The organism is Marinomonas pontica, assembly GCF_026191375.1.
GTDB lineage: Bacteria > Pseudomonadota > Gammaproteobacteria > Pseudomonadales > Marinomonadaceae > Marinomonas > Marinomonas pontica.
Genome location: NZ_JAODTL010000012.1, coordinates 1 through 22574, shown reverse-complemented (window position 1 = coordinate 22574; position 22574 = coordinate 1). Strand labels below are relative to the sequence as shown.

Genomic DNA, 22574 nt, shown 5'->3' with positions numbered 1-22574 from the left:
CCTGGTTAACACAACAAGTTAACACCGCTTTCGATCGCATGGAAAACGGCCTTGCTGTATTTGTATCGAACGAAGAAGCCAATGCTCAAATGGCAGATTTTAAGGCGAAAATTCGCTCTAGAAATAAGCCTTTATAGTTGTATGCTTTATAAATTAAACCCGTAATGGCTGCCATCTGGCAATTCAACATCCACGGTTAGTTTGCCACCAGCGCCTTCAACATAGCGCTTCAAAGTAGATAATTTGACATCTTTACCTTTGCGTTCCATGCCTGCAATCGTTGGTTGCTTCACACCTAGCGTGTTTGCCATGTCCTCTTGAGTGATTTGCATGCGTTCACGCAACTGGGCGAGATGAATACCAAGCACCATGTCATCCGCCTTTTTACGGGCATTTTTTACTATTTCAGGCTTCTGATCTGAAATTAATTTATCAAGTGTTCTAGCCATTACTCACCTCGACTTTTTAGATACAGTAGATGCTTTTCAAACTCTTTATCCGCAACTGAAATCATCTGTTCATAAAATCGCTTATCTTTCCCTGTTTTCTCTCCAGCACACAATAAAATACCCGTTCTGCTTGGATTGAAAGCATAAAACGAGCGTATAGGGTTACCCTTACTTTGCGTCCTTAGCTCTTTCATATTCGCGAACTTCGAGCCATTCACAGCATCAGCATCAGGCCTAGATAATTGCGGTCCTTTTTGCTGTAGTAAAAGCAATGTTGCCAACACGTTTTCTTTATCAATGTCATCCAGAGCTTCAAACCATTCATCAAACACATCCGTTGTTTCTATACTCCACATAAATTCCCTTTTACATAAAATAATAGCTTTCAAACTATATAGTCTTAAAGCTATATTCTCAATTTAAAAAAAGCAGCGACCATTGCTGGGCGCTGCTTTTTACTATTTCAAAGGTACTAAACTTCTAATTAATCAAACTTGAAATAAGAAGTTTTTGATCAGGTCTTTGCCACCTTCGGTAGCGAAGGATTCTGGGTGAAACTGAATACCTTGGATTGGGTATTCTTTATGACGCACGCCCATCAGTTCAAACTTACCGCCTTTGTGAATCGTCGCGATGTCCTTAAAGTCCGCTTCTTTTAACTCACCAACAGAAGCCGTCACCTCCAACACATCTGGAAAGCTTTCTGCTTCGGCGATTAATGAGTGATAACGCATGACTTCCAGCTGGTCTGGAATGTCGTGAAAGATGCCTTCGCCGTTGTGGGTAATCGGGCTGGTTTTACCATGCATTGGCAAGGGCGCTTTCACGACTTTGCCGCCAAATACATGACAAATGCCCTGCATACCAAGACAAACGCCCATTAATGGAATGGTTTTACCGAACTCTAAAATCACGTCCGCACACACACCAAAGTAGGCTTTATCATCTGGCGAACCAGGACCTGGGGAAATAATAATACGATCTGGCGCGGCGGCACGAATGTCGTCTAATGTCACTTCATCGTTACGTTTGACAATCACCTCAAACGTGTCGATTTCACCACGGCTTTTTTCGGTTTCTAATACTTCACCAATAAACTGATACAGGTTGTACGTGAAGGAATCGTAGTTGTCGATAATATACACTTTCATGTCGGCTTCCCTTACGCTTTGTCTTGTGTGTTGGCTGGCGCGAAACTGTCGAGCACACGTTTAGTGCCAGCAAATTTGCGTTGAATTTCTTCGTATTCGTCTTCGGCATTGGAGTCATACACATTGCCGCCACAGGTTTGCACATAAGCTTTGTTACCCTTGGCAAACACGGTTCGAATTGGAATCGCAAACATACAATCACCATTGAACGAGAACTGACCCACCGCGCCACCGTAAGGGCCACGGCCATCGTTTTCCAAATCATCGATGATCTTCATCGCTTCGATTTTCGGTGCGCCCGTCAAGGTTCCCGCTGGGAAGTTGCTTGCCAACGCTGAAAACATGTCGTGATCTTCCGCCATAATGCCGACAATCTCACTGGAAATGTGCTGAACGTGACTAAAACGTTTAATGTCCATCAAGCTGCGCACTTTTACCGTACCGAATCGCGCAACACGGCCAATATCATTTCGGTGCAAATCGACAATCATATTGTGTTCGGCGATTTCTTTTGGATCGTTCAACAAAGCTCGCGCAAAGGCCGTGTCTTCTGCCGCGTCTTTACCACGCTTCGCTGTACCTGCTAATGGGAAGGTTTCCATTTCGCCTTGGCGCACACGGAACAATAATTCTGGGCTAGCGCCAATGACTTTTTGCTCACCAAACTTGATGTAATACATTTGCGGCGATGGGTTCACTTCGCGCAATTGCTCGTACAAATTGATGGTGTCGCCTTCCATATCGAACCACTTCTTGAAGCCCACTTCGCACTGGAAGATCTTACCTTCGATGATGTCTTGCTTCACCTTGGCAACCGCATCCGCGTGATCGCTCTTACTCATTGATTCGCCTGCAGGCGTGACCACAAATGGACCGTTTTCTGGAGTCGGTTCCGCCATCATGGCGTTCACCAAATCCACACGGTTTCCATCACCAGACTCGTCTTCATAGTAGAAGTAGAAAACTTCGCCTGTCATCTTGTCTAGAATCAGGCCATCTTTGTACAAACCAAAACGGAAGGCATCGAACATGTCGCTCGATTGCAGATCCAAAGTCGGCTCGAAATAGTTCATGCTGTCGTAACCGATATAACCCGTTAAACCGCCCGCAAAACCCCGCGATAAAATATTCTGCGGCACAATATCGCGCAGCAAGTAATATGGATTGTCGGATTCGTAAGATTCCGTGCTGCCGTCACGTTCTTGAATAAACAGCTTCTTGCCTTCGGCCCAAATCAATTTCTCAGGATCAAAACCGATAATAGAATGGCGGGAAATGAAGCTCTCTTCACCAAGGGATTCCAACATAAAACAGTGATCAAAACGCTTCTCGACCTTCTTAAACAGATCAAAAAAATTGCAGGCAGAACTGATGGTGACGTACTTAGGCTTGCGCGGCAGCGTGATGCGCTGCGGCTTTTTATTGTATGAACTCATATCTCTTTTAATTCCTTCAATGCTCGGGAGCCACGGGTCACAGTGGCAATACCCACACCTAATTGTTTCGCAATGTCTCGCTGCGGCACGCCTTCGTCTAACAAGGCAATGATCTTCAAACGGCTCACCATTTCACTGATTTCATTCGGCGTTAGCAACACTTTCAAACGCTTCTCCAACACCAATTCATCATCTACTTCGGTTAAAAACTGGACCAAATCTTTCATAGGCACTTCTATTTGATAAACAGTTATGTATTCACGTACTAGTACAATAATGCGTTTTGTTTTTTTAAGCAACTGCATAGAGTTGGTATTTTGCAATTAAGTTGGTGACTATTTTAAATAAGTTGGAAACCACAATTAAGTTGGTGATTGAGAGTGCGACTCAGTTGCATATCCTCAACTAGAACTTAACGCGATGATAAATAGGTTTGACGGTGGAGATGATACAAATATAGATATTGAATTCGGAGCCGGTTATTACATTGCTCCAGATGTGTCGCTAAATGCTAGCTATGCTTTCGACAGTGACTCTACTGCACTAAGCTTTGGTGCAGCCAAACACTTTTAATCAGTATGATTCATTGACAGCTGATCCCTACATTCAGGACGAATAAAAGCACGTTGAAGTGGGTTTATTTTTTGTAAAACACCAGCGTAAAGCTAACCAATATCTGACTATTTTCATACTCTTTCTCCCCCTTCCAGTCACCAACTTAATTAAGAATCACCACAGGCATAAAAAAACACCGTCTGGCGGTGCTTTTTGTATTTATGACACTTACAACTACTTTGGCATTACTTGGTTTTAAACAAGTACGCGCTGGCTTCGTAGGTCTTGGAGATCGATGCGATTTCTTCGCTGCTTTGTTGCAGGTTCGACATTAAATTCGACAGCATTTTAATGGATTGTTCATTTTCATTGATTTTGCTGTTGATCAAGGTGATCACTTTTTCTTGCTCTATGGATTCTGCCGCAATGGTTTTACTGGCTATTGCGACATTCCCTACGGCTTTTGATCTTTCGACAAGGGCGTTCGAGATAGTCTGTGCGTGTTCTACGCTGATCGATGTTCTCTGTTTGCTCGATTCCATTGAGCTGACCGTCAGTTTCACACTGGTATTCAAATTAGCGAGCACTTTTTCGATTTCATCGGTGGATTCACTGGATCTTTGTGCCAATGTTCTGACTTCGTCGGCGACGACGGCAAAACCGCGCCCCGTCTCGCCAGCTCGAGCCGCTTCGATAGCGGCGTTTAGCGCCAGTAAGTTGGTCTGTTCAGAAATGCTTCTGATTGAACTGAGCAACTTCGTTATCGACTCCACGTCAGCAGTAAGGGAGTTAAGAGATTCCGATGCCGTTAATGTATTTTTAGATAAGAGTTGCATGTCTTCCATAACCTCCAATGTTTGATGGCTGTCACTCAAAATCCCCTTTTCCAAATCCGTTACTAAGTTTGCCGATTCGCCACTGCGCTGAGTAATAGATTGCATGGATTGAGACACATCGAAGGTCAATTCAGACGCACTTTTAGCCAACGTATTGCCATGCACTACACGACCAGTCACTTCTTCGCTAATGGTGTGAATTTGCTGACTGCTGGAAACCAGTTTGTTGGCAATATTTTGGTAATCGGTGAAGATGCTCGCCAACTTATCCAATAACTGGTTAAAAGACTGCTCTGCATTCGACTTAGGATTGGCAAGTCGTATGGATAGATCGTTGTCTTTTGAGACACTCTCTATTGCGCTGGCTATGTTTTGATTTGAGCTGGACTCGCCCTTCATCAGCGACGCCATGTAGATCAACAGACCGGACTGACAGATCGCAAAAATACAATGCACGATCATTATCCACATAGTGTGGTGCCCCTCAAATGCCATGATGGGCATATCGCCGATCTGTGCGCCTTGCATTTGAAGGTACATAAAACCAACGTGATACACCGCGGTGGTTAACAAGGCAGCAATGATGGGTTTCCAATCCTGATAGATTAGAAACACGACGATGGACGCAAATATATGAAAGTGCATTTCAATCATGCCCAGCTGACTCTGGATGAGTGCCGATGAGAACAGCATCATCAAAATACCAGCAAGTACAGAAAAGACGGCGCTGCCTTTGAACAGGCTGTAAGACGCCTGTATCGCAATAAATAACACGCCTGCACTGATTGAGGTAAACGAGAGCAACCCTTCTCCCACCATACCGCTCACTAGCAATATTAAGATCTGCAGTAGTAGAAACCGGTAAATAAACACATCATTTTTTAACACTTTTTCTGGGGAGGTCGACATTATTAGCCTTTCAATTGGTTTTTCGATTAGACGAAACGGAATTGATTGAGTGATGAAAATTGTCAGCATTATTTTATAAAATGCTGTATTAGATTTTACGCATTAAGTGGCAATTTGGATCAAAAAAATCGTAAATTAATGTAGTCCATAAGCCTGTCAAGCTACGATCAAAACACCTTTTTCACCGTCAGAGTGACGTTTTCGTTGTGCTCTTCTTGGCGAAAAAGTTATTAGATTGTATGTTGATCCATCCATTGAGTTATCTGCTATTGTAACAACATCACAAAGGTATTTTTATGACATTCATCAAAGCCAAAGACTTCACCGCCGACCGTGCTTGGGGCGCGTTGAATATTGCCAATATGAACGGTGTGACGACGCGTTTGCATTGGACGGATCAGCCGTATAAATGGCACATTAACGACGGTGAAGAGGTGTTTGTGGTGTTAGACGGCGTGGTAAATATGCATTATCGAGTCGATGGGAAAGAACGTGTTCAATTGATGTCAGTGGGTGATATTTTCTTCGCAGCGGTCGGAACAGAACATGTTGCGCATCCCATTGGAGAAGCACGCATTTTGGTGATTGAAAAAGAAGGCAGCGTGTAAACACCGCCTTCTTTGGTCTCATTAGCCAACCGCGATAATGTGGCTTTCTACTCTTGGTTTGACCCAAATTTTCAAGCCAATAATAAACAAAATCAGCCAAAGGCTAGCAATGCCAATGGTCATCATCGCGTTTAATGGATTCTCACCAAAGGTCAATAACTGAAAGCTTATCACGGCGGTCACGTAAGCAACTGACGTGCTCCATGCCACAACCACACTGGTCCACAGCAGTCCGCCCTCTTTCATCAAAGCGCCAATGGTCGCCGCGCAAGGCGTATAAAGCAACACAAATACCAAATAAGAAAACGCGCCTTTCCAACCTTCAAACAAAGACACCATATTGCGATGCCCCGCCGTCATCTCTTGGCTTTTTGCGTCGCTCACACTGGTTAATCCTAAAGGGTCAGTCAAGGTAGACACAATGCCCGCCAGGTTTGAACCCAATAAAGTCACCACTCCTATGGCGTTGCTGATGGGCGATTCATATTCAACCGCAGAGACCGTGCTGACGGCATTGGAATACAACGCATCCATGGTGCCAACCACCGCCTCTTTCGCCAAAATGCCCGTAAATACGCCCACGGCTGCAGGCCAATTGTTTTCCCCCATACCAATGGGTGAAAACACCGGCGTGATCACTTGGCCGATCTCGGCTAACGCAGAGGGCTTGCCACCCTCATCGCTGGCACGCCATGAGGGAACCGAATTCAAGATGGTTAAAATAGCCGACACCAAAACAATCGTTTTCCCTGCACGCAGAATGAAGCCACGCACTTTATGCCAGCTAGACAAACCGATGTTGTTCCAACGTGGGCGGTGATAATGCGGCATTTCCATAAGCACACTGACTCGCGCATTTCGAAACAGTTGCTTCCTAAAAATCCACGCAGTCCCTACCGCCATCACGATGCCCAGCAAGTACAGACCAAACACCAAAATGCCACCGTTTTCACGGAAAAAGACCGAAACAAACATAACGTATACAGCCAAACGCGCACCGCAGGACATAAACGGCGCCATCGCCATCGTCAGCATACGCTGTTTCACATTGATCAGACTTCGTGTCGCCATAATGGATGGCACGTTGCAACCAAAACCCAACAACAATGGAATAAACGCCTGACCCGGCAAACCAATCGACGACATAATACGATCAACAATAAACGCCGCCCGCGCCATGTAACCACTGTCTTCTAATATGCTCAGGCAGATATACAAAAAGCCGATAACAGGAATGAAACTTGCCACCAACTGCACACCGCCGCCTAAGCCATTCGCCAACACCACAATCACCCAATGAGGAATTCCCCACTGTGTCATCCAATAACTTGGCAAACTGACAAACCAATAACCCGCCAGCGAATCAATCGGGTCAATAAACAACGTCCCCACACCAATCGCTACCGCAAACATGACATACATAGCCAATAAAAAAATCGGGATCCCCAACCAAGGATGCAGCACAACTTGGTCTATTTTGTCGGTAAAGTTCTTCGCATGGGCACGGCCTTCCACCACATTGGACATCCAGATCCCCACACTGGGAACATGGCTCGGCGGCGCGGCGTCTTTCTGCAGAATATTTTGTAGGACTGTCGGTAATGCATGAAAGCAGGATAAGAGGCGAGCTTGTAGGTCGCTCACTGACAACTGATAACCATCCACCACAGGCACACCGATGTTCTTCGAAAGGCGCTCAATGTCTGGCATCACATTTAACTTACGAGCCAAATCGGTCATGGTCAGCACAATCACCATTGGCCGACCAAGCGCGATCAATTCCTGAGTGAGTTTTAAATTGCGCTTTAAATTGCTGGCATCCACCACATTCACAATGACATCGTAATCGCTGTCATTCAGAAAGCGTCGTGCGATGACTTCGTCCATACCGCCAGTCTGGTTGTTCAGACTGTAAATGCCCGGCAAATCCGTCATATCAACGCGCTCATCGGCGCTCGTGAAAAAACCAGTCTTACAATCCACTGTAACGCCGGCCCAATTGCCAACTTTTTGCCGCGTCCCTGCCAGCTTATTAAATAGTGTCGTTTTCCCAGTGTTCGGGTTTCCGACTAGGGTAATGTGAAAAGACATGCGGTTTACGGTCTCTTAATTAAAGGAACAACAACGGGAAACACTAGTCACGCAACAGAATATGGCTGGCGTCATCACTATGAATGGCGACCAAGGTCGCGCCGACCTTGACTTGTAAAGCATGGCCAAACGGCGCTCTTGTCATCAACTGAACCGTTTCACCAGGGTCAAATCCCAGCGCCAACAGCTGACGCTGCATGTCTTCTTGAGGATGCGAAATAGAATGAATTTCAGCGACAACGCCTTTCGACAGCATTGAAAGAAGCATGATCTCTCCAAGAATAAACGTGATAACAATTATCAAATCAATTTTGGTGCGTATTATGACTCACACACGCGAGGCGTCACCAGCGCTTAAATGTAATGATTCAGTAAACACAAAACGAAAAGATTGCCGCAAAGAGGGAATAAAAAGATGAAAGCCCTCAGCAAGAGGGCTTAGCATGACGTGACAAAGATCGATTAAAGAAACATACCGCCAGATGCTTCAATGCGTTGCCCCGTAATCCAACCGCTGTTTTCACTCAGCAACATAGCCACCGCGTTACCAATGTCTTCGGCCTCACCAACGCGTCCAAGCGCAGTGATGGAGGCCACCATTTGGTTCATCTGTGGGTTATCACGCACATTACCATCACGAAAATCCGTCGCAATGGCCCCCGGTGCCAATGTATTCACACGGATCTGGCGGCTTGCAAACTCTTTTGCCATATAACGCGTCATCACTTCAACAGCACCTTTGGCCATGGCATAGGCACCGGAACCTGGCAAACTAAAGCGCGCCAAACCAGAAGAAACATTCAATATATGACCGCCATTCTTGATGTAAGGCAATAACGCCTGCGTTAAAAAGAACGGACCTTTCACATGAATCGCCAACATGTCCTCTAACTCATCGTAGGTGGTGTTTTCTAGGCTATTATGCAATCCCGTTCCAGCATTATTGAGCAAATAATCCACATCTGAACGGCCAAATTCGCGTTCTAGAATGGCGGACAATTGACCGCTAAAGTTGTCAAATGCCGCCACATCTCGTGTGTCTAGCTGAACAGCAAAGGCTTTTTGGCCTTTTTGCTGAATGCTCTTAACCACCTCGTCAGCCGCCGCTTTATTTTGGTGGTAGGTAAACAGCACATCAACGCCTTTGTCCGCCAATGCTAATGCACTGCTCTTACCTAGCCCTCTGCTTGCGCCAGTGATGATCGCTAATGTTGTCATGCTCTCGTCCTCATTAATTAGTCGTTGTTTACTCGATTGTTTATTTGTTCGATTCCCGAAACACAGACGCAGAATAGAGCGTTTATTAATCTAGATAAACGCACCAAAACTGATAACATTGTTCGGATTAAACAAACAATGGAATCGATAATGGATAAATTTGAGGCAATGCAACGATTTGTTTTGGTGGCGCAATCGGGTAGTTTTACCAAAGCCGCTGACGCCCTTGGTTTGCCCAAATCGAGCGTTTCCCACTCTGTCCAAAGTCTTGAAAAAAATTTGGGGATTAGGCTGTTTCATCGCAGTACTCGCAGCGTGACATTGACTCAGGACGGCGAGACCTATTTCCCTCAATGCCAAGCCATACTGGCTGAAATGGATGCCCTAGACAGTCAGTTTCAACGCGAACCAGACGACATTCGAGGCGTGCTCAGAATCGATATGCCCAGCCGATTTGCTAGCACCGTGGTGATTCCTCATCTGGCGGATTTTTTGCAAACTTACCCCAATATTCAATTAAAGATCAGCAGCGCCGATTATCGTGTCGACCCAGTAAAACAAGGTATTGATTGTGTGGTTCGGGTGGGTGATTTGAATGACAGCAGCCTCATTGCTCGCCCTCTTACTCAATATCGTAGCGTCAATTGTGTGTCACCAAGCTATGCCGAAAAATTTGGCATACCACAAACACTGCCAGAATTAGTGCACCACAAGCTGATAGAGTATTCACACACACTGGGCAATATTGACGCTCAGTTTGAATACACAGAAGATGGTAAAGTGAAGCAACTGTCTATGCCGAGCAGCCTAGCGGTGAATGGTACGGACGCGTATTTAAAGGCTTGTCTGTCCGGTTTAGGCATCGCACAAATCCCAGTCATTGGCGTGGAAAGCTTCATCCAACAGGGCCAACTTATGGCAATATTACCCGAATACGAAGCCGCCCCTATGCCGGTGTCATTACTCTATCCCTCTCGTCGCTTGCCGCCAAAACGCTTAGTGGTTTTCATGACGTGGCTGCACACGCTGATTGCCAAAATCGAGGCCTGATTTGGCGAAATATCGCACTATAGTTATTCCAAAAAGTTTATTTTTACCGATTGTAATAACTAAATCTTTTAAGTAATCTCGTGAGCAATCTAACTTATTGCTTCCCAGATGAGGATTCCATGAAAACTAAACCACGCTTTTTAAAATCTATTATTGGTACATTGTTATTGAGCGGCGCCGTTCAAGCGTCGGCTGCGGATCAAACCATTCTTAACACGTCTTATGACATTGCTCGTGAGCTGTTTGCGACTTACAACCCAACGTTTGAAAAACATTGGCTAGAAACAACCGGCAAAACCATCGAGATAAAACAGTCTCACGCAGGTTCTTCAAAACAAGCCAATGCCATCATGAATGGCTTGTCAGCAGACGTCGTTACTTTTAACCAAGTTACTGACGTTCAAGTTCTGCATGACAAAGGCCGTATGATTCCAGCCGATTGGAAAAATGAATTCCCAAATGCCAGCTCGCCTTATTATTCAACGATTGCTTTCCTAGTTCGTAAAGGCAATCCGAAAAACATCAAAAGTTGGGGCGATCTAGCCGGTAACGATGTGGCATTGGTGTTCCCAAATCCAAAAACCTCTGGCAATGGCCGTTACACGTTCTTAGCCGCTTACGGTTATGCACAAAATACTTTTGGTAAAGACAACGAAGCGAAAGTCGACGATTTTCTAGGTACTTTCCTGAAAAACGTGTCTGTGTTTGATACCGGCGGCCGTGGCGCAACAACGACTTTCGTTGAGCGTGGCATTGGTGATGTGTTGATCACCTTCGAATCCGAAGTAAACAACATTCGTAACCAATACGGTGCAGACAAGTACGAAGTGGTTGTACCAAAAACCTCTATCTTGGCGGAATTCCCAGTCGCTGTAGTGGAAAAAAATGCGAAGAAAAATGGCACCGAAGCCGTGTCTCGTGAATACCTAAGCTACTTGTACAGCGAGGAATCTCAGCGTCTATTGGCGGGTTTCAACTACCGCGTGCATAACGACGTAGTGAAAGCCGAATTTGCTGACAAGTTCCCAGAAGTTAACTTGCTAACCGTCGAAAACATTGCAGGTGGCTGGCCACAAGCAACTAAAGAATTATTCGCAAATGGTGGTAAACTAGACCAACTTCAGCGCCGCTAATATCACATAGAGAAACACTAGCCGGATACGCACGCGTGTTCGGCTTTTCTGTCTCTGAACAGCGCGTTTAATTATTAAGAACACCATAGGCAAAAACATGGCAACACATCTAAGCGCGACCGAAACACGGCCTCGCCATAAGCGAGTTTTGCCCGGACTCAGTTTGAGTTTGGGCACGTCTCTGCTGTTTATCAGCTTGATTCTATTACTCCCCATGAGCGGACTGGTGATGCAATCGGTCGATATGGGCTGGGACGAGATATTGGCAAGTCATCAGTGACGAACGCGTGGTTGCCAGTTACAAGGTGACGCTGTGGGCGGCGTTAATTGCTTCTGTTTTCAATGGTTTTTTTGGCCTTCTACTCGCTTGGGTGTTGGTGCGATACGACTTCCCCGGACGCCGTATTTTAGATGCCTTAGTCGATTTGCCTTTTGCGTTGCCAACAGCGGTGGCAGGTATCACCTTGGCGACTTTGTACGCTCAAAACGGTTGGTATGGTGACATCCTTGAAAGCCTAGGGCTAAAAGTGGCTTACACACCTTGGGGCATTGTACTTGCCATGGCGTTTACCAGTATTCCCTTCGTGGTTCGAACGGTACAGCCCGTTTTGGAAGAACTGTCACCAGAAGAGGAAGAAGCAGGAATGACGCTGGGCGCGTCCGATTGGTCGGTATTTCGTCGGGTTATTTTCCCCGCCTTATGGCCAGCTTTGATGACGGGCATTGCCTTGTCTTTCACTCGTAGCTTAGGCGAATTTGGCGCGGTGATTTTTATCGCAGGCAACATGCCTTACGTCAGCGAGATTACGTCTTTGATGATCTTCGTTAGCTTACAAGAGTTCGATTTTCCTGCCGCCAGCGCCATTGCCTCGGTCGTGTTGATGGCGTCGCTCGTCCTCTTGTTCGCCATTAACATTTGGCAGGCACGTTATTTACGTCGTCTTCACGGACGCAGTTAGGAAGCTTATATGTCATCGTCTAAACACTCATCAAACCAACTTCGAGTCGGCGACAGCCCATTGGTGAAATGGTTACTCATTGGTCTCACGCTGTTTTTGACCGCGATTTTGTTAGTCGTGCCGCTGATTGCCATCTTCCAACAAGCCTTTGTGGAAGGCGCAGCGCACTACTTCAACAGTTTGATTGAAGCTGATACCTTGCACGCCATTGGTTTGACTCTAGTCGTTGCAGCGTTAACCGTGCCTATCAACTTGGTATTCGGTGTGATGCTGGCATGGGCCGTAACCCGCTTTGAATTCCCTGGTCGCAAACTCTTGATGACCCTGATGGATATTCCCTTCGCCGTGTCGCCCGTGGTAGCTGGTCTACTTTATCTATTGTTGTACGGCAATAACGGTTGGATTGGCTCTTGGCTTTATGATCAAGACATCCAATTGATGTTCGCTTGGCCGGGCATTGTCATGGTCACCGTGTTTGTGACTTGTCCATTTGTGGCTCGTGAATTGATCCCGCTGATGCAACAACAAGGTCGAGAAGACGAAGAAGCGGCGGTAATTCTGGGCGCTTCTGGCTGGCAATTATTCCGCCGAGTGACGTTACCGAATATTAAATGGGCGCTGATTTATGGCGTGATCCTGACCAACGCGCGTGCGGTTGGGGAATTCGGCGCTGTGTCTGTGGTGTCCGGCAATATTCGCGGTGAAACCAACACGCTGCCATTACAGGTACAAGCCCAGTATGAGGATTATCAAGCCGCTGCCGCGTTTGCCAGCGCCTCGCTTTTGGCAATGATTGCCCTACTTACCTTATTGCTGAAAGCCTTTATTGAATGGCGTCAGGAACGTAGTTTAAAAATTGAAGCTGAAAAAGAAAGACAGGTGACACAATGAGCATTTTGATTGAAAACATTTCCAAACACTTTGGGCATTTTCAAGCCTTGTCACCGTTGTCATTGGACATCCACGAAGGCGAAATGATTGGCTTGCTTGGACCATCCGGTTCTGGAAAAACCACGTTATTGCGTATTATTGCTGGATTAGAAGGCGCAGACACTGGCCGCATTCAGTTTGGTGACAGAGACGTAACCAACTTACATGTGCGAGATCGTCGCGTAGGATTTGTGTTCCAAAACTACGCCTTGTTCCGCCACATGACAGTGGCGGATAACGTCGCCTTTGGCTTAGAAGTCTTACCACGTAAAGAACGCCCAACCCCGACTGAAATAAAAAACCGCGTGATGCATTTATTGGAAATGGTGCAGCTTGAGCATCTTGCCAGCCGTTTCCCATCCCAGCTTTCTGGCGGTCAAAAACAACGTATTGCTTTGGCACGTGCCTTGGCGACTCAGCCTGAAGTCTTGCTACTAGACGAACCCTTTGGTGCTTTAGATGCCAAGGTTCGTAAAGAGCTACGTCGCTGGTTGCGCGGATTGCACGACGAACTAGGCTTCACCAGCGTGTTTGTCACCCATGACCAAGAAGAAGCCTTGGAGCTGTCTGATCGCGTTGTCGTGATGAGCAACGGCCACATAGAGCAAATCGACCAACCCGGTGCGCTTTATGCCTCACCCAACAGCCGATTTGTGTTCGACTTTCTTGGTAACGCCAATGTTTTTGATGGCAAAGTAGAAAATGGCAAATGGCAAAATCTGCAAGCCAATATCGTTCTGCCAAATGGTGCAGAACAGAAAGACGGCCAACTGTACATTCGCTCCCATGAATTCTTTGTCTCAAGAGAACCAACGGTGCAAGCCAACTTGCCGCTGCGCGTGATTGCCATCAACCCAATTGGTGCTGAAGTTCGCCTAGAACTGACTCCGATTGATTGGCACAGCAACGACGTATGGGAAATCGACCTGCCTCACAAAGCATTCGATAAAAACGGCTTCGAAAAAGGCCAAACCTTATACGTTACACCGAAAGCAGGTTACTTCTTCGCCCATGACGCACAACAGCCCGTGCTATTGAATTGGGATCAATAATCGAATGCGAAAAGAGTCGCGAATTATGCGCGGCTCTTTTTCCTCTTCTGCCTCCCTCCCCAAAAAACGTCCTCTCTTAATTCCCCAACACAGCCAAGATAAACACTATATCGGCTTGAATAACGGCATTTATTTTGCATTTGAAATCGGATATTGTGTCCACAAACAAACATAAAGGGTAATAGAATGTTGGAAGTCAGTGAGAAGCTAAACGCCTCTTTGTTTCAGAGCCATCTGAAACGCTCAAACCATGCTTTCTCTCACTCCACGCTGACCAAAAACACTTCTGCACCAATAAGAAGAGCAAGCTTCGTGCTGCTGGACCATTTTTCAATGTCTTCCTTTTCCGTCGCTTTAGACACCTTGATCACATTGAATCTTGTCCACAGCCAGCCCATTTATGAATGCAAAACATACGGCCTGAAAGACAACAAAGCGCTCTCTGATATCTCGATCGAATTAACAACCGATGGCAACATCGAAGACATTGAAACAGACAAAGACTCTGTTCTTATTATTTGCGGTGGGTTTCGCAGCGCACTCAAACCCGAACCTGCGCTGAACAAAAAAATAGCCAAAGCCGCCCAATCTAGTGCCACTATTATGGGGCTTTGGAACGGCAGTTTTTACATCGCCGACAGCAAGATTAAAATTGGCGAGAGCATCTCTATTCATCAAGACAATAAAGCCATCATGCAAGAGCGCTTTCCGGCGTTACATTTATCAACGTCTGCTTTTACCGAGGAGGGTTCGTTGTTTACTTGCTCAGGGCCGAACACCGCGCTCGACATGATGCTTCACTTTATCAAAGGCGCGTATGGCGCGGATTGCTCCCAAGCCGTTGCCGAAGTCATCGGTTCTGACCGAATCCATAAAACAGACAACAAAGCGGCAAACCGATTTTTACGCTCCGACACGCATACGCCAGACTGTATAAAAGACGCCATTTTGCTGATGGAAAGTAACATAGAGGACCCATTAAGCATCGATGAACTCACCAAACTAGTGGGAATTTCCCGTCGCCAAATAGAAAGATTGTTCAAAATTAACGTCGGCGTTACGCCCGCCCGCTATTATATGGAATACCGCTTAACCCGTGCACGTCAGCTCATTCAGCAGTCAAACCTCAGCATTTTTGAGGTGTCAGTTGCCTGTGGATTTGTCAGTGCCGCCCACTTCAGCCGCACCTACCACCGCTTCTTTGGCCAACCACCAACGGACACTCGACGTACTTTCCAAGAGGAATAAGAGGCGAAATGGTAAGAAAAGTGCTCTGTTTTATAACTACAACTTCATCAAACTTTTGATATGACAAAACGCAGCGCGGCCGAGCGCGTCTATGTTGTAGCCGCCTTCCAAGACCGAGACAATTTTTCCATCACAATGTCGATCCGCTACGTCCATCAAAAGATCGGTGATCCACGTAAAGTCCGATTCGCTCAGCCTTAGTTGCCCCATAGGGTCTTCTTTGTGGGCGTCAAACCCTGCGGAAATCATAATAAGCTGTGGTTTGAACGCGTCCAAGGCAGGCAAGAGTTGCTCGGTAATAATGGCCTGGAAGGCGTCACTGCCAGACCCTGCTTCCAGAGGCATATGAAGAATATTATCGTGGGAAGCCCCCGGATCGCTGTAAGGGTAAAATGGGTGCTGATAGCTGGAGGCGTACAGTACGCTAGGATCGGTTTTGAAAATATCTTCTGTGCCGTTGCCATGATGAACGTCAAAATCCACAATCGCCACACGCTCTAGGCCAAACTGTTTAATGGCGTGACGAGTACCCACAGCGATATTATTGAACAGACAAAAACCCATGGCTTTGTCTTGTTCCGCATGATGACCAGGTGGTCGAATCGCGCAAAACGCATTGTCCATTTCACCAGACATCACCAAATCAACCGCTTGTACGACAGAGCCTGCGGCATACAAAGCCGCATCCAAGGTGTGCGGCATCATAATGGTTTCAGGCTCTAATTCAATGCTCCCTTCTTTTGGCGCGCGGGCAAACATGGCATCCACATACGCCGCTGAGTGCGTCTGATTCAGCTGCTCACGCGTCGCGGGCTCGGCTTCCAAACGGCGTAGAAAGTCCATTAATTGCCCCATGATCAATCGGTTTTGAATCGCACCAAGGCGCTGTGGAGATTCTGGGTGATCTTCTCCCATGTTGTGTTTGTCGCAATAGGTGTGCGTGATGAAAGCCGTGGTCATCTTTATTCCAGTATTGTTATTTTTGACGATTGTTATTGTTGTCTATTCTGACGTTTAATTGCTTGATATCAAGCCACACACGCTAAGGACAGTCTACCCTACGATGGTCTACCATTCGCACAGCAAAGAACTGTGCTACAGTCCTAAGACAGTGCTATGACTTCAAATATACGTGAGTTTCAGGAGACGATCAGGTGAGCCAACACGCATTACAATCTCTACTCGCGCCAAAATCGATGGTGGTGTTGACCGGTGATGATGCACAGAACCCGCTTATGCTGGCACTGTTAACCTCGTTGTCTGACGCTCAGAAATCTTGCCCTGTGTTTTTGTCGGGCGTTCAACCCGCCAAACCGTTTGCCTTTCCGCTCGTCACGCATTTAACCGAATTACCTCATAGTCCAGACATCGCGGTGCTGGTCGGCACACACAGTCATCAGTCGATGGAAGACATCATTGCGAGTTGCGGAGCGGCGGGAATTGATTCTTTGCTGATGCTATCTTGGACGGGAGACAGTCAAGAGTCACTGATTGAAGCATTACGTCAACACAATGTGCGTTTGCTTGGTCCGAACAGCTTTGGAATTTGCCGCCCAAAACAAGGGGTTTATGCCTGGCTTGGCCTCACACAACCTTTAACTGGCCGACTCGCTCTAATGTCACAGTCCGGCACGGTCGCGAGTGCCTTAGTCGATTGGGCGACATGGCAAGGCATTGGGTTCTCACAAGTCGTTTCGATGGGAACCCCCGTGGATGTGATGCCTTCGCAAGTACTGGACTATTTATCCAATGACTTTGAGAGTCAGGCGATTTTGATGTATTTGCAAAAAATTGGCCGCCCGACGCGTTTTCTCAGCAGTTTACGAGCAACCGGACGAAGCAAACCCGTGGCCGTAGTCACAGAACATTCGATCGGTGCGGACGAGCGCGTGCTGGACGCCGCCCTAAGCCGAACCGGTGCAGTGCGAGGCCGTCGCTTGAACGATTTAATCGCGGCCGCGTCGGTCATGACCAACGCCCGTCGCGTCAAAGAGGGCTCGTTGTTAATTATTGGTAATGGCGCTGGGCCGGGGGAACTCGCCGCGCAACGCGCCATGGAATTAGAAATTGATCTGCTCACACCAGAAGGCGAGCTCAGAGACAAACTGGAAACCACCATGGCGGGTCGTGGCGGCATAGGCCCAGTGACTACGGTTTGGGCAAGTTGCGCGACGGATCTGTTTATCGACCTTGCTGCCGACGCGTTACACAGTGACGACTGCGGTGCCGTACTGCTGACGCTAAGTCCTACGGCATTGATTGATATTGATTCCCTGTATGATCTCATCATCAAGCTGCACCGCACGCAGAAAAAACTCGTCATGGTGTGTTTACTCGGCGGTGGCAATATGACCAACATGCGCACACGCATCAACGAAGCGGGCATTCCCACTTTTAGAACGCCAGAAACCGCCATTGAAGGTTTTCAGTTTTTGGTGCAATTTCAACGCAACCAATTGCTCGCCAAGCAATCCCCAGACAGCCACGCTTTCCGCTTCAAAATTGACGTTTCCGAGGCAACAAAAGCCCTGAACCAACTGTTCAAAGACAAACAAAAAACGCCCAACGCCGATGCCTTACGGGAAATTTTTGAGCTGTTTCACATTCGTTTAATCACGCGCCGTCAGGCTTCCAATCAATTGTCTGCACCGATTCACCTGCGCGTTTTTCAAGACGCTGTGTTTGGCCCTGCCATTGGTTTGTCATTGGAAGGCGCTCAACAACACCAACAGGCGGAAGCCGTTGCTTTGCCACCACTCAACACCATTCTGGCAAAAGATTTAATACAGCGCGCTTTTCCCGGTGAAGAGTCATTCGAACTGGAAAGCCTGCTGCGTAACTTATCTACCATGGTGTGTGAATTACCCGAAATTGAACGTCTCGACCTTGCAGACGTGCGACTCCACGACAGCGGTAGCGTTTACGCGGATGTGTCTGCTCAGCTTCGTTTATGCAAAAATTGGCGCCGCTATGAACACCTCGCCATTCACCCTTACCCAAGACAATGGGTATCGGAGCGCGACCTAAAAAATGGCGAAACTGCCACCGTTAGACCCGTTTTACCAAGAGATGCGAGCATATTGGCCGATTTTGTGCGCAGCATGTCCCACGAAACCCGTTACTTTCGCTTTATCTCTAACATAGAAGAACTGACACCGCGCATGCTCGCCAGCATGTCGCACATCGACTACGACCGAGAAATGGCTCTACTCGCGGTGATTCAACGAAATGGACAAGATTTGCTCATCGGCACTGCACGATATATAGATAACTTTGATGACCAGAGTTGTGAGTTTGCGGTGGTATTAGGGGATGAGTTTCAGGGCTTGGGTTTGGCGTCTTATCTAATGCGACAACTGTTTCAGGTCGCCGCCGACAAAGGCATTCGAGTAATGAAAGGCATCGTCCTAGCCGAAAACAAACGCATGATCGAATTCTGTCGTCATTTGGGCTTTACCATACAGCGGGATCCAGACGATTTCGGCCAAGTCATCGCCACGATAAAGCTAACCCCAGCTTGCTCGAAAAGTGTCGAGGTGCTTCCTAACTGTGAAATGAAACCGAGACCTTTTTCACAATGTCACGAGCGACGTCAAGACAAGGCGAAAATAGACGAGAAGGCGGAGTTTATCGGTTATAAATGAGCAATTCGAGTCTATTTTTAACATAGTATTGGCAAGCGCAGTAGTTGTGCAAAGGTCTCAACGCAGCACTTCAATCTCAACTTCTATTACACCATCTCTAGTATTACCAATGCGTTGAAACGCAGATTTACTCAGATCAATAATCCGACCACGAACAAAGGGCCCTCGATCGTTGACTCGTACCACAACGCTTTTGCCATTCTCGATGTTGGTGACTTTGACTTTACTACCAAAAGGCAAACGTTTGTGGGCAGCTGTCATGGCTTTTTGATCAAACAATTCGCCACTCGCCGTTTTACGGCCTTGGTATTTCATCGCGTAATAACTGGCACCGCCCGTTTCTTCAAACCCAACGGCGTCCGATCGGCTAATTGGGCCACTGGCGCAAGCCGCTAGCGTAAGAGAGAGCGTCACCCACAATAAAGTACTCATTGCTCGCATTGTTTTTTCTTTTCCTAAAGGTACTAAAAGATATTGCGCTTAATGGTAACCAGATAGCGAGACAAAACCAACGCCACCAAGCGAAACCTACGTCAGCGTCCTGTCAGTTTCTTGGCGTATATTGATAAATGTTATGTTGCTGTCTCTGCCTTACATCATGAGCACCTATGCTTAACATCACCGTCAGTGCCGACACGACATGATGGATTTCAGGTATGATGGCCCCGTTTTAAACGATGGATTGTCTCTGATTTTGCTATGCGCTCACCTTTTTTGTCTTTATGCAAAACCCCTTCTCGTTGGCCTACCTCATGGCGTTTAATGGTGCTGCTTGGCGTCTCATTTGTTTTGGTGTGCGTATTTGAATACGTTCGAATTCCTGCGGCCTTGTTGCTTGGCCCTATGATCACCGCCATTTTACTCGCTACAAGCGGTGCTGGTATGACATTGCCAAAGCCGCTCTTTCTCTTTGCTCAGGGGATACTGGGCATGATGATCGCCAACAGCCTGCCCTTAACCGTATTTGCTAAAATATCGTTAGAGTGGCCGTTATTTTTAATCGGTACGGTGTCTACGATATTGGCGTCCAGTTTGTTGGGGTGGCTATTGAGTCGAACTGGTTTGCTGCCGGGCACGACGGCTATTTGGGGGTCATCGCCGGGGGCGGCTTCGGCCATGACCATCATGTCGGAATCTTATGGTGCAGACATGCGATTGGTTGCCTTCATGCAATATTTACGCGTTGCCTGTTGTGCCGTCGCAGCCACCATTGTGGCCACCTTATTCCACGTTGACGATGTGTCCGCTGTGCCCACAGATTGATAAATACACAAAGCGGCAAATGAAAAAAGAAAACAACTTTTTTTCTTTTAATTAAAAGATATACTGTATCCAGTAGCGCAGGAAAAATTAAAAGAGAATAAGGTATGAATAAAAACTTTTTATATTTTCCAACCTTTCCATTTCTTTTAGCCATAAGGCTCTCACGCATTAGAAAACCCAGTGCACCAACACCTTTAACGTGGTAAATGTTATTTCTAATTCGCCAATAATTTTATTTAAGTATTTACTTATTGATTCAGAAGAGTAGTGCGCCAAGCTATGTGTTTTACATACTCCAATTCGCGTATCTTTACTGAGTAAAACATAAAATCAATGAAGTTAATTTTCAGTTTTTAACATCTTTCAGGTTTATCAAAATATTTTTATTTATTGGTGCCATCGCAAGTAACTCTATGGGTAGGAAGAGCTTTGTCGTAATTAACCTTTTAACTGAGCATTTTCATTTGAAATGACACCGTCTTACTTAGATCAACTAAAAATATCAGGAGATTTAGAAACACGATAAACGAATAGACTAAATGGATCTCCATATTCGTTAATATAATCGTTAATAAGATGCTCACCTTCAGGATTAACATATCCAGCAGAAATCACCGTCTGGACATTGTTAACAAGCATACATTCTACTTGATCGACTAGGCAATAAGGTGAGGTATAGACCTCATCATGATCCAAATAAACAATCAGATCTGTTTTCGACTCTACAAAACAAGAAACTTCGCATGTCTGAGCTCTGTTCTAGGATTAGAAATGATCGAACACCCTCTTTCATAGCCATAATCAATAGTTTCATCAGTTGAGCCACCATCAACGAGCATAACAGTAATCTTTTCTTTGGGATAACTTTGATTATCTATAGCATTCAGAACACGCGGCAAGACATGCATAGAATTATAGGTCGCTATAATAACAGTAACTTTTGGCAACTCCATTGTAATCATAAGGCTATCCTTCAATCTCAATAAGGCTGTCTACTATAATTTTAGAAGGATGGCTAAAATTTAACTTTGAGTCATATTTATATTTGTATGGATCCATTAAAAATTCATCAATCAATCTATACGACTTTTAGAAAGAACGACATTAGTCCCAAGTCCAGCCGTTCTTTCAGTATGAGTACGCAATATCAAACATGGTTTTCCCATGTAATACGCTTCTCCTGATTACTTCCACCATCAGTTGCAGATATTCCACAGAAGTGTTACCCGCATAAAATCAATATATTCTAGGCATTAAAGTCAGAAGAGTGAAATTGTATTCTCGAAATATGGGCGTCTAATTTCATATTTTGAATGTGTTAATTCACCGTACAAAACACAATGCGTCTTTTCAGACTCCTGAATACAACGTGAAACCATAAACTTAACAAATTCAGTGTCGAATAAGTTTTCTTGCCGGTGTATAACAAATACAAAATAAGGCTTCCCTTTTAGGAGTATAATCATTTCCTACTTCAACAGATTTCGAAAGCCTCAAACTATCTAGCAATGTATTTTCACCAGAACTAATAATAATATTATTATTTCTTTTATTTTATATTACCAAGCCCATTCATTTGGTGAAAAATGAACTCTAGCTAGTCTCGATGTTAATACCCTATCAAGCTCTTCAGGAAAAGGATTTAAGTAATTAAATGAACGTAGACCAGCTTCCACATGACATACAGTCATCCCCATAGGTTTACCTAACATTACCCCTAATAGAGTTGATACGGTATCACCATGTACAATAAGAACCTTGCCTTAATTTACCATATTTATTTTATACTTTTACGACCTTTTAAAAAGAGTCTTAATGAACCATGTAATTAACCCAAGGGAGGTCTGCTTATGGGACGTATCAGATAAAACTAAACTAGGCCTTTCAATTCAAATTTTGTAAAATACTCAATTTCTAATGTCATTTTGACCGCTCGATATAATCTCGTAATTAGATTACGGTTTTTCATCTCAACCATTATAGGAAACAGTTTTATTAACTCAGCAGTGGTACCGACAAAAAAATAAATCATTTTCCAGCAT

The 22574-nt window shown here is 45.8% G+C and carries 21 protein-coding genes and 1 pseudogene; 9 read left to right on the top strand and 13 right to left on the bottom strand.

The window, feature by feature from the left end; translation table 11 throughout:
- Window positions 1-146: 146 nt before the first annotated feature.
- The 6 genes from N5P32_RS01610 to N5P32_RS01585 form a co-directional block, all read right to left on the bottom strand.
- Window positions 147-449, bottom strand: a complete 303-nt coding sequence (locus N5P32_RS01610) for a helix-turn-helix domain-containing protein (RefSeq protein ID WP_265727458.1) — start codon at window positions 447-449, stop codon at window positions 147-149.
- Window positions 449-805, bottom strand: coding sequence for a type II toxin-antitoxin system RelE/ParE family toxin (locus tag N5P32_RS01605; protein WP_265727457.1), 357 nt, complete (start codon window positions 803-805; stop codon window positions 449-451). The genes N5P32_RS01610 and N5P32_RS01605 overlap by 1 nt, the downstream gene beginning before the upstream one ends.
- A gap of 132 nt (window positions 806-937) precedes the next feature.
- Window positions 938-1600 carry an anthranilate synthase component II gene (locus N5P32_RS01600; protein ID WP_265727456.1) on the bottom strand — a complete coding sequence of 221 codons (663 nt, stop codon included), beginning with the start codon at window positions 1598-1600 and terminating at the stop codon, window positions 938-940.
- Between the two features lie 11 nt (window positions 1601-1611).
- Window positions 1612-3036, bottom strand: coding sequence for an anthranilate synthase component I family protein (locus N5P32_RS01595; RefSeq protein ID WP_265727455.1), 1425 nt, complete (start codon window positions 3034-3036; stop codon window positions 1612-1614).
- Complete coding sequence (locus tag N5P32_RS01590) at window positions 3033-3263, bottom strand: Trp family transcriptional regulator (protein WP_113917434.1); 231 nt, start codon at window positions 3261-3263, stop codon at window positions 3033-3035. Before N5P32_RS01590 ends, N5P32_RS01595 begins: the two co-directional genes overlap by 4 nt.
- Before the next feature lie 573 nt (window positions 3264-3836).
- Window positions 3837-5336, bottom strand: a complete 1500-nt coding sequence (locus N5P32_RS01585) for a methyl-accepting chemotaxis protein (RefSeq protein WP_265727454.1) — start codon at window positions 5334-5336, stop codon at window positions 3837-3839.
- A gap of 296 nt (window positions 5337-5632) precedes the next feature.
- Here N5P32_RS01585 and N5P32_RS01580 point away from each other — a divergent pair, with 296 nt between their 5' ends.
- Window positions 5633-5944, top strand: coding sequence for a cupin domain-containing protein (locus N5P32_RS01580; protein ID WP_265727453.1), 312 nt, complete (start codon window positions 5633-5635; stop codon window positions 5942-5944).
- A 21-nt stretch (window positions 5945-5965) separates the two neighbouring features.
- Here the strand turns inward: N5P32_RS01580 and feoB are convergent, their stop codons facing one another.
- The 3 genes from feoB to N5P32_RS01565 form a co-directional block, all read right to left on the bottom strand.
- Entirely contained in the window at window positions 5966-8035 is a 2070-nt protein-coding gene (feoB, locus tag N5P32_RS01575; protein WP_265727452.1) for a ferrous iron transport protein B, read from the bottom strand.
- A gap of 43 nt (window positions 8036-8078) precedes the next feature.
- On the bottom strand, window positions 8079-8303 hold the full coding sequence (locus N5P32_RS01570) for a FeoA family protein (protein ID WP_265727451.1): 225 nt from the start codon (window positions 8301-8303) through the stop codon (window positions 8079-8081).
- Between the two features lie 194 nt (window positions 8304-8497).
- Window positions 8498-9253 (bottom strand): SDR family NAD(P)-dependent oxidoreductase, encoded by a 756-nt coding sequence (locus N5P32_RS01565; RefSeq protein ID WP_265727450.1) that lies wholly within the window; start codon window positions 9251-9253, stop codon window positions 8498-8500.
- A gap of 150 nt (window positions 9254-9403) precedes the next feature.
- Between N5P32_RS01565 and N5P32_RS01560 the strand changes: the two genes are divergently transcribed.
- The 6 genes and pseudogenes from N5P32_RS01560 to N5P32_RS01535 all read left to right on the top strand — a co-directional run bounded on the left by N5P32_RS01560 (window position 9404) and on the right by N5P32_RS01535 (window position 15625).
- Complete coding sequence (locus N5P32_RS01560; RefSeq protein ID WP_265727449.1) at window positions 9404-10303, top strand: LysR family transcriptional regulator; 900 nt, start codon at window positions 9404-9406, stop codon at window positions 10301-10303.
- 119 nt (window positions 10304-10422) lie between these two features.
- Window positions 10423-11436: a thiosulfate ABC transporter substrate-binding protein CysP gene (gene cysP / locus N5P32_RS01555; RefSeq protein WP_265727448.1), complete on the top strand. Its 1014-nt coding sequence runs from the start codon at window positions 10423-10425 to the stop codon at window positions 11434-11436.
- A 97-nt stretch (window positions 11437-11533) separates the two neighbouring features.
- Window positions 11534-12395: pseudogene (cysT, locus tag N5P32_RS01550) on the top strand (sulfate/thiosulfate ABC transporter permease CysT).
- Window positions 12396-12404: 9 nt separating this feature from the next.
- Window positions 12405-13286: a sulfate ABC transporter permease subunit CysW gene (cysW, locus tag N5P32_RS01545; protein ID WP_265727447.1), complete on the top strand. Its 882-nt coding sequence runs from the start codon at window positions 12405-12407 to the stop codon at window positions 13284-13286.
- Window positions 13283-14377, top strand: a complete 1095-nt coding sequence (locus N5P32_RS01540) for a sulfate/molybdate ABC transporter ATP-binding protein (RefSeq protein ID WP_265727446.1) — start codon at window positions 13283-13285, stop codon at window positions 14375-14377. Before cysW ends, N5P32_RS01540 begins: the two co-directional genes overlap by 4 nt.
- Before the next feature lie 186 nt (window positions 14378-14563).
- Entirely contained in the window at window positions 14564-15625 is a 1062-nt protein-coding gene (locus tag N5P32_RS01535; protein ID WP_265727445.1) for a GlxA family transcriptional regulator, read from the top strand.
- 36 nt (window positions 15626-15661) lie between these two features.
- On the opposite strand, the gene N5P32_RS01530 is transcribed toward N5P32_RS01535, so the two are convergent.
- Window positions 15662-16585: a histone deacetylase family protein gene (locus tag N5P32_RS01530; protein ID WP_265727444.1), complete on the bottom strand. Its 924-nt coding sequence runs from the start codon at window positions 16583-16585 to the stop codon at window positions 15662-15664.
- Window positions 16586-16779: 194 nt separating this feature from the next.
- On the opposite strand from N5P32_RS01530, the gene N5P32_RS01525 reads away from it, so the two are divergent.
- On the top strand, window positions 16780-19269 hold the full coding sequence (locus N5P32_RS01525) for a bifunctional acetate--CoA ligase family protein/GNAT family N-acetyltransferase (protein WP_265727443.1): 2490 nt from the start codon (window positions 16780-16782) through the stop codon (window positions 19267-19269).
- Window positions 19270-19326: 57 nt separating this feature from the next.
- On the opposite strand, the gene N5P32_RS01520 is transcribed toward N5P32_RS01525, so the two are convergent.
- A complete protein-coding gene (locus N5P32_RS01520; protein ID WP_322783801.1) occupies window positions 19327-19701 on the bottom strand; it encodes a septal ring lytic transglycosylase RlpA family protein in 375 nt (124 codons plus the stop codon).
- A 267-nt stretch (window positions 19702-19968) separates the two neighbouring features.
- On the opposite strand from N5P32_RS01520, the gene N5P32_RS01515 reads away from it, so the two are divergent.
- On the top strand, window positions 19969-20532 hold the full coding sequence (locus N5P32_RS01515; protein ID WP_265727441.1) for an AbrB family transcriptional regulator: 564 nt from the start codon (window positions 19969-19971) through the stop codon (window positions 20530-20532).
- Window positions 20533-21254: 722 nt separating this feature from the next.
- On the opposite strand, the gene N5P32_RS01510 is transcribed toward N5P32_RS01515, so the two are convergent.
- Both N5P32_RS01510 and N5P32_RS18130 read right to left on the bottom strand, forming a co-directional pair.
- A complete protein-coding gene (locus N5P32_RS01510; RefSeq protein WP_265727440.1) occupies window positions 21255-21494 on the bottom strand; it encodes a glycosyltransferase family 2 protein in 240 nt (79 codons plus the stop codon).
- Between the two features lie 597 nt (window positions 21495-22091).
- Window positions 22092-22283 carry a UDP-N-acetylglucosamine 2-epimerase gene (locus tag N5P32_RS18130; protein ID WP_409371068.1) on the bottom strand — a complete coding sequence of 64 codons (192 nt, stop codon included), beginning with the start codon at window positions 22281-22283 and terminating at the stop codon, window positions 22092-22094.
- Window positions 22284-22574: the final 291 nt, after the last annotated feature.